Origin of the sequence: Streptomyces sp. NPDC102270, from assembly GCF_044766405.1 — a bacterium.
Lineage (GTDB): Bacteria > Actinomycetota > Actinomycetes > Streptomycetales > Streptomycetaceae > Streptomyces.
This window is the reverse complement of record NZ_JBIWLX010000006.1, coordinates 476,259-484,051: the sequence shown is the minus strand read 5'-3', so window position 1 is coordinate 484,051 and position 7,793 is coordinate 476,259. Positions and strand designations below refer to the sequence as shown.

Sequence of the window (7,793 nt, the reverse complement as noted above, 5' to 3'; positions counted from 1 at the left end):
CGAACAGCGCGGGCCCCGGCTCGACCGGACACAGGCCGCCGCAGCCGCCCTCGGCCCACAGCCCGCGGCGGCGAGGCGACCGAGGGCATCCTCCGAGCGGGCGGTACGAGGCCGCCTCGCTGAGGGAGGGCCGATGACACTCGCCCTGCGCGTACCGAAGGAACTGCCGACACAGGTGCCGGCCGAACAGCGCGGGACCGGGCTCGACCGGACACAGGCCGCCGCAGCCGCCCTCGGCCCACAGCCCGCGGCGGCGAGGCGACCGAGGGCATCCTCCGAGCGGCCGCCGAGCGGGCGGTACGCAGCCTCCTCGCTCAGGGAGGGCCGATGACACTCGCCGTGCGCGTACCGGAGGAGCTGTCGGCGCGGGTGCCGGCCGAGCAGCGTGGGGCCGGGGTCGACCGGGATGCCGTACGGCTGCTGGTGTCGCGGGGTACCGCGGTGTCGCACCACTCGTTCGGGGAGCTTCCGCGGCTGCTGCGGGCCGGGGACCTGCTCGTCGTCAACACCTCCCCCACGCTGGCCGCGGCCGTCGACGGTCGGATCGGGCACGCGCGTGTGGTCGTGCACTTCTCCACGCGCGGGGACGACGGCCGGTGGGCGGTGGAGCTGCGGGAGCCCGACGGGAAGGGCACCACGCGTGCGCGTGCGGGCGGGCCCGCGGGAACGGAGGTGCGACTGCCCGGGGGCCTGCGGCTGGTGTTGGAGGAGGCGGTGAGCGGGCGGCTGTGGTGGGCGCGGGTGTGCGGCGGGGAGGTTCTCGGGCTGCTGCGGGAGCACGGGCGGCCCATCCGGTACTCCTACACGGAGCGGGACCAGCCGTTGTCCGTGTACCAGACGGTGTTCGCGCTGCCGTCGCCCGACGGGTCGGGCAGTGCGGAGATGCCCAGTGCGGCACGGCCCTTCACCGCTCGGCTGGTGGTGGAGCTGGTGAGCCGGGGTGTGCAGTTCGCGCCGGTCACGCTGCACACGGGGGTGGCCTCGGCGGAGGCGCACGAGCCGCCGTACCCCGAGCGGTTCTCGGTGCCGGAAGTCTCCGCGCGACTGATCAACGCGGTGCGGGCCGGGAACGGCAGGGTCGTGGCCGTGGGGACGACGGCCGTGCGGGCCGTGGAGTCGGCTGCCGGGGCGGACGGGGTCGTACGCGCGCGTGAGGGGTGGACGGACCTCGTCGTGACCCCGGAGCGCGGGGTGCGGGTGGTGGACGGGCTGCTGACCGGGCTGCACGAGCCGCAGGCCTCGCACCTGCTGATGCTGGAGGCGGTCGCGGGGCGGGCGGCGATCGACCGCGGCTACGAGGAGGCCCTGCGCCGGCACTACCTGTGGCACGAGTTCGGGGACGTGCATCTGCTTCTCCCTGAGGAGCATCCTCACGCACAGCATTGCGAGCGCAACTGTTGGTGAAAACGCTGTGCGGCCGATGTGAGCCCGCACATAGGGCGCAGATCACGTACTAGGTGAAATAGGAGACAAAGGCTCCCGGCATGAACGGGGCAGACGTGTTGGTCTGTCCCGTTTTGCCCTCCCTGGGTCCACTACCCAGGGTCGTACGTCACACCTTTGCCCGGGCATTTTGCGGCAGCTAAGAATGGCCAACGTCGCTCAGCGCCGTGGGTTCCGCCCGCGGCGTTTGTGCCGGAAGCACCCGTCCGACACCGGACAGCGAGCGACCTCCGCGCTATTCGAAGAGGTCCATTCCGCATGCCCAAGAACCCTTTCACCCGTCCTCACAGTCGTGCGCTGACCAAGCGCCACAAGATCGCCATCGCCGGAGTCGCCACGCTCGGCGCCGCCGCCGTCGCCTTCAGCGCGGTTCCGGGCAACGCCGAGACCACCACCTCCGAGGTCGCCGTCTCCTCGGCCCCCGTGAAGTACACCTCCGAGCAGCTCAAGGGCCTCCAGGCGGACGTCAGCGAGCAGCTCGCCGCCAAGGCGCTGCAGAGCAAGGCCGCCACCGAGGCGAAGGCGGCGAAGGCGCACGCCGAGGCGAAGGCAGCGAAGGCGCACGCCGAGGCGAAGGCCAAGGCCAAGGCCGCGGCCGCCGCGAAGAAGAAGGCCGCGCACGCCGCCGCCGCCAAGAAGGCCGCCCAGGCGCGCAAGGCCAGGGCCAAGGCCGCGAGCCGGGCCGCGCATCGCGCCAAGCTCAGGGCCGCGGTGCACAAGAGCTACGCCAACAACCTTGACGGCTGGATCAAGGAGTCCCTGGACATCATGAAGGCCAAGGGCATCCCGGGCAGCTACAACGGCCTGCACCGCAACATCCTCCGGGAGTCCTCGGGCAACCCGAACGCCATCAACAACTGGGACATCAACGCCATCAACGGCATCCCGTCGAAGGGGCTGCTCCAGGTCATCCCGCCGACGTTCCAGGCGTACCACGTCGCGGGCACGTCCTGGAACATCTACGACCCGGTCGCCAACATCACCGCCGCCGCCAACTACGCGGCCGACAAGTACGGCTCGATGGACAACGTCAACAGCGCGTACTGAGGTCGCGCGGACCTCTTCTACGCACAAGGGCGGCACCCGGTCGGGGTGCCGCCCTTCACTGTCGTACGACGGTGGTCACTTGCGCATGACCTCGGGCTCGTGGCGGCGCAGGAAGCGGGAGACGAGCAAACCGCAGACGATCCCGATGGCGATCAGGGCGACCATGTTCAGGCCCCAGGTGGTGAGGGTGTGGTCCCACAGCGGGTCAGTCGTGTCGCCCGGTTTGACGGGCGGGTTGACCTGGTTGAAGTCCAGCGTGGCGCCCGCGGCGGCAACCGCCCAGCGCGACGGCATCAGATACGAGAGTTCGTTGACGCCGAGCGTGCCGTGCAGGGTGAACAGGCAGCCGGTGAAGACGACCTGGACGATCGCGAACATGACCAGCAGCGGCATGGTCTTCTCGGACGTCTTCACCAGTGCGGAGATGATCAGCCCGAACATCATCGAGGTGAACCCGAGCCCCATGATCGGCAGCGTCAGCTCCGCGAGGGTGGCGCTGCCGAGGACGAGCCCTTCCTTCGGCAGCCCGCGGGTGGCGAAGCCGATGACGCCGACCATCAGCCCCTGCAGGATGGTGATCGCGCCCAGTACGACCACCTTGGACATCAGGTACGCCGAGCGGGACAGGCCGGTGGCGCGCTCCCGCTCGTAGATCACCCGTTCCTTGATCAGCTCACGGACGGAGTTGGCCGCGCCGGCGAAGCACGCGCCGACCGCGAGGATCAGCAGGACGGTGGTGGCCGTGCTGTTCGGCTCGGGAAGCCTGGTCCTCGGGTCGACCGGCTTGGGCAGCAGGTTGTCGCCGAAGTCGATGAGCAGGCTGACCGAGCCGAGGACGAGCGGCAGGATCACCGTCAGCGCCAGAAAACCCTTGTCGGACGCGATCACCGACACGTAGCGGCGCACGAGAGTCCCGAACTGGCCCGTCCAGCGCTGTGGTTTCGGCGGCTTCATGCCCTGCATGGGAGGCGTCTGTACGGACTGCGGCGCAACGGCGTCTATGTCCGCGGCGTACATCTGGTAGTGCTGCGAGCCCTTCCAGCGGCCGGCCCAGTCGTAGTCGCGGTAGTTCTCGAAGGAGGAGAAGACGTCGGCCCAGGTGTCGTAGCCGAAGAAGTTCAGTGCCTCCTCGGGCGGCCCGAAGTAGGCGACCGCGCCGCCCGGGGCCATCACCAGGAGCTTGTCGCACAGGGCCAGCTCGGCCACGGAATGGGTGACCACGAGGACCGTACGGCCGTCGTCGGCGAGGCCGCGCAGCAGTTGCATGACATCGCGGTCCATGCCCGGGTCGAGGCCGGAGGTCGGCTCGTCGAGGAAGATCAGGGACGGCTTGGTGAGCAGTTCCAGGGCCACCGAGACGCGCTTGCGCTGACCGCCGGAGAGGGAGGTGACCTTCTTCTCCTTGTGGATGTCGAGCTTCAGCTCGCGCAGCACCTCGTCTATGCGCGACTCGCGCTCGGCGCCGGTGGTGTCGGCCGGGAAGCGGAGTTTCGCCGCGTACTTGAGGGCCTTCTTGACGGTCAGCTCCTTGTGCAGGATGTCGTCCTGCGGGACCAGACCGATGCGCTGGCGCAGCTCCGCGAACTGCTTGTAGAGGTTGCGGTTGTCGTAGAGCACGTCGCCCTGGTTGGCGGGCCGGTAGCCGGTCAGCGCCTTGAGCAGGGTCGACTTGCCGGAACCGGACGGTCCGATGACCGCGATCAGGGACTTCTCCGGGACGCCGAAGGAGACGTCCTTGAGGATCTGCTTGCCGCCGTCGACCGTGACCGTCAGGTGCCGGGCGGAGAACGACACCTCACCGGTGTCGACGAACTCCTCGAGGCGGTCGCCGACGATCCGGAACGTGGAGTGGCCGACGCCGACGATGTCGCTCGGGCCGAGCAGCGTGGAGCCGCCCTTGGGGATCGGCTGGCCGTTGACGTACGTGCCGTTGTGGGAGCCCAGGTCGCGAATCTCCATGCGGCCGTCGGGCATCGAGTGGAACTCGGCGTGGTTGCGGGAGACCTGCAGGTCGGAGACGACCAGGTCGTTCTCCAGGGCACGGCCGATGCGCATGATGCGGCCGATGGTGAACTGGTGGAACGTTGTCGGGCTGCGGTCGCCGTAGACCGGCGGCGCGCCCGCGCCCGCGCTGCCCGCGCCGGGGCCCTGCTGGTGCGGGATCTTCTGCGGCGGTTGGTGCGCGTGCGAGTACGGCTGCGCCCGCGGCTGTTGCTGAGGCTGTGGCCAGCCGGACGGCGAGGCCTGAGGTGCGGCCTGTCGAGGGGACTGGTCGGGGGCGGCGGCCTGGTGGGGTGATGGTCGCGGTGTCTGCTGCGGGGCCTGCTGCGGTGTCTGCTGGGCCCAGCCGGGGTTCGCGCTCTGCGCGGCGTACGGCTGCTGCCTGGGTTGAGGCTGCGCGGCCGGGGCCGCGGTGCCGGAGAGGTTCAGCAGCGGGCCGTCGCTCGCGTTGCCGAGGTGGACGGCCGCGCCGGGGCCGATCTCCGTCTGGTGGATCCGCTGACCGTGCACGAACGTGCCGTTGGTGCTGCTGTGGTCCTCGATGACCCAACCGCGCCCGTCCCAGCGGATCGTGGCGTGACGCCAGGAGACCCTGGCGTCGTCGAACACGATGTCCCCCTGCGGATCGCGTCCAAGGCTGTACGACCTGGCCGGATCGAGCGTCCAGGTACGTCCATTCGCTTCCAGTACGAGTTCCGGCACTCCAAGCCCCACTGAGTAGTCCCCCGAATTGCCCCCGTCACAGGGAGTGTAGGGATGTCGAACATCGTCGGGAACTATTTCAGGATCCCCCTCCTGACCGAAAGTCGAGCCCCGAGAACACCACGTTCACGCGCTTCGGCCGGTTCCGTTGACGGGGTTGAAACCGACCCGGAGAGTGGGTAATCCACGCGAGGGGGACAAGCGCGGTCTCGGCCGCGCCGCGGATCGGGGGGTCTGCCATGAGTGCGTCCATGAGCACGGAGGCCACGAAGCAGGGCGTGCGACTGCCGTGGGGAGACATCCTGCTGTCCGCGATTACGGCTGTGAGCTGGGCGTTGATCGGGATGGCGGGGGCCGCCGCGCTCGGTCTGCATCTGCTGGAGGCCGATTCCGTGGCCTCACTGGGTCCGATGACCGCGGCCGTTGTGGCCCTTGCGGCGGGTGGTTCGGTGACGCCGTCCGGTGATGTGTCCGCGTTCGGGCTGACGGGGGCGCAGGCGGCGACCGCCATCGAGATCACGCCATTGGGCGTCAGCCTCGTCGGTGCGGTGCTTTTGTCATGGTTCTTCCTGCGGTCCCTGCGGGGCGCCGGAGCGGTGATCGCGCCATCGGAACTCCTCGCGCGTGCGGGCTCGGTGGTCGCGCTGTTCACGGCGATGATGGGCGGGCTGGCCTGGGCGGGGCACGACGTCATCACGCTCGACGGGAGCGCGCTGGGGCTCGACAAGTTGCCCGGCGCGGGCGGGGGCGGCGGTCTCGACATCCCCGGGCTGGGGGACGTCGGGGACATCGGCGGACTGCTGCCCGACCAGATCGGCGACCTGATCGACGCGAAGGCGGCGGTCGGCTTCACGGTGGACACCGCGCCGACGCTGCTCGGCGGGCTCGGCTGGTCGGCCGGCATCCTGCTGGTCGCCCTGCTGGCGTCCCGTCGTACGCCGCTGCCGCGCGGCTGGGAGGCCCTCCACCGGGTCGTACGGCCGGCCGTGTCCGCCCTCGTGACGGTGCTGCTGGTCGCGGTGGCCGCGGGGTTCTCGGCGGCGGCGTACGCGGCGATCGGCGACGACCACCCCAAGCGGATCGCGGGAGCGGCGCTGCTCGGGGCGCCGAACGGGGTGTGGCTGGGCATCCCGGTCGGTCTGTTCGTCCCCTTCGACGGCCGCGCGACGGGCGTACTGACGAACTTCCTCCCGGACCCCCTGGACCGGCTGCTCACCTCCGACTCCGACCGGTCGGTGACGCTGGGACGCCTGGCGGAGCTGGACGGGCGGGTGTGGCTGCTGGGGGTGGGGGCGGCGCTGATGATGCTGCTGGCCGGGGTGCTGACCGCTGTGCGGACGCCGGGGACGGCTCCTGGGGCGGGGAATCCGGGGGCCCTTGGTTTCGCGGGGCGGTGTGCGCTGCGGCTGGGGGTCGCGACCGCGTTGGCGCTGCCGTTGCTCGCCTGGCTGACGGAGGTGTCGGTGGACGCCTCGCTGTCGGTGCTGGGGTTCGACGCGTTCGGCGCGGGGGTGCGGCTGCGGGGGCAACTCGGGATCGCGGTACTCCTCGGGGCGCTGTGGGGGGCGGGGGCGGGGGCCGCGGGGGCGTTGCTGGCGCGGGCGACGGGGGCGGCGGGGTCTCGGGCCGCGGGGTTGGCACGGGGTGACGTGGCGGGGGGTTCCGGTGTCGAGGCGGTGGGGGTGCCGGGGGCCGGGACTGACGGGGTTCCCCGGTATGCGGGTGAGGGCGGGGCCGGGCCGTCTGCAGATGGGGGCGGGGCTTACTGGGGTGAGAGCGCTCCTTATGGAGGTGACGCCGGCGCGCGCGGAAGTGAGGCCGGGTTTTACGAGGGGGGTGCCGGTGCTTCCGGCGGCGCGCCAGGAGGGTACGAGGGGGCGGGTGGTTCGTACGACGACGCGTCGCGGTCGTACGAAAGCGGGAGGCGGTCGTACGAAAGCGGAGGGGTGCCGTACGAAAGCGGAGGGGTGCAGTACGAAGGCGGAGGGCGGTCGTACGAGGAGGGTGCGGCAGGGACGGGCGGCGGTGAAGCCGGGCCGTACGTGCCCGGTACGCCCTATCGGGCGCCCAATCCGGCTACGAACCCCTATCTGCGGGTGCCGGACGAGCTGCGGGGGCCGGAGGATGCGCGGCCTGGCGGTGAGCCGCGGCGAGCCGGCCCGCGGGAGACGGGCCGTGAGAGTGGCGGGCAGGAGTCGCGCCCCCGGGATGATCGGGGAGCATCGGGTGGGGTGCCGCCCGCCCGGGGACCGCGGTCGTCCGATGGGTACCTGCAGGGCGAGGGCTCGGGCTCGTCCGAGGGCAGCGGTCCGCCGCAGGAGGTCGTACGGCCCCACGAAGACCGTTCGCAGCCGTCGGACGAGTCGAGCGGACCGGGCCGGCCGGGCGGCTCAGCACCGCCCGACAACGTCTACGGCGCCCCGACCGTGGCCCGCCCGATCGACCAGCCCCCTCGTGCGCCGCAACCACCTCCCAGGCAGCGGCCCGGCGGCCGACGACCCTCGGGGGACGAGGGCCGGCAGTCGCCGCCACCGCCTCCTCCCCCACCCCCACCGCCGCCGCCCAGGCAGCCGAAGGGGCCGCGCTGACCCACCGCAGTA

At 71.3% G+C, this 7,793-nt stretch carries 4 protein-coding genes and 1 pseudogene; 4 read left to right on the top strand and 1 reads right to left on the bottom strand.

The features are described 5' to 3' along the window. The 3 genes and pseudogenes from ACIRP7_RS15045 to ACIRP7_RS15035 all read left to right on the top strand — a co-directional run. Nucleotides 1–331 (top strand): annotated as a pseudogene (locus ACIRP7_RS15045) (hypothetical protein); the annotation flags it as partial. Then, nucleotides 328–1,404 (top strand): S-adenosylmethionine:tRNA ribosyltransferase-isomerase, encoded by a 1,077-nt coding sequence (locus ACIRP7_RS15040; RefSeq protein WP_403658370.1) that lies wholly within the window; start codon nt 328–330, stop codon nt 1,402–1,404. The pseudogene ACIRP7_RS15045 and the gene ACIRP7_RS15040, both read left to right, overlap by 4 nt. Nucleotides 1,405–1,701: 297 nt before the next feature. Beyond that, nucleotides 1,702–2,490: a transglycosylase SLT domain-containing protein gene (locus ACIRP7_RS15035; RefSeq protein WP_403658367.1), complete on the top strand. Its 789-nt coding sequence runs from the start codon at nt 1,702–1,704 to the stop codon at nt 2,488–2,490. A gap of 75 nt (nt 2,491–2,565) precedes the next feature. Here the strand turns inward: ACIRP7_RS15035 and ACIRP7_RS15030 are convergent, their stop codons facing one another. Continuing rightward, on the bottom strand, nt 2,566–5,193 hold the full coding sequence (locus ACIRP7_RS15030) for an FHA domain-containing protein (RefSeq protein ID WP_403658364.1): 2,628 nt from the start codon (nt 5,191–5,193) through the stop codon (nt 2,566–2,568). Between the two features lie 239 nt (nt 5,194–5,432). Between ACIRP7_RS15030 and ACIRP7_RS15025 the strand changes: the two genes are divergently transcribed. Continuing rightward, nucleotides 5,433–7,781 (top strand): streptophobe family protein, encoded by a 2,349-nt coding sequence (locus tag ACIRP7_RS15025; RefSeq protein ID WP_403658361.1) that lies wholly within the window; start codon nt 5,433–5,435, stop codon nt 7,779–7,781. Nucleotides 7,782–7,793: the final 12 nt, after the last annotated feature.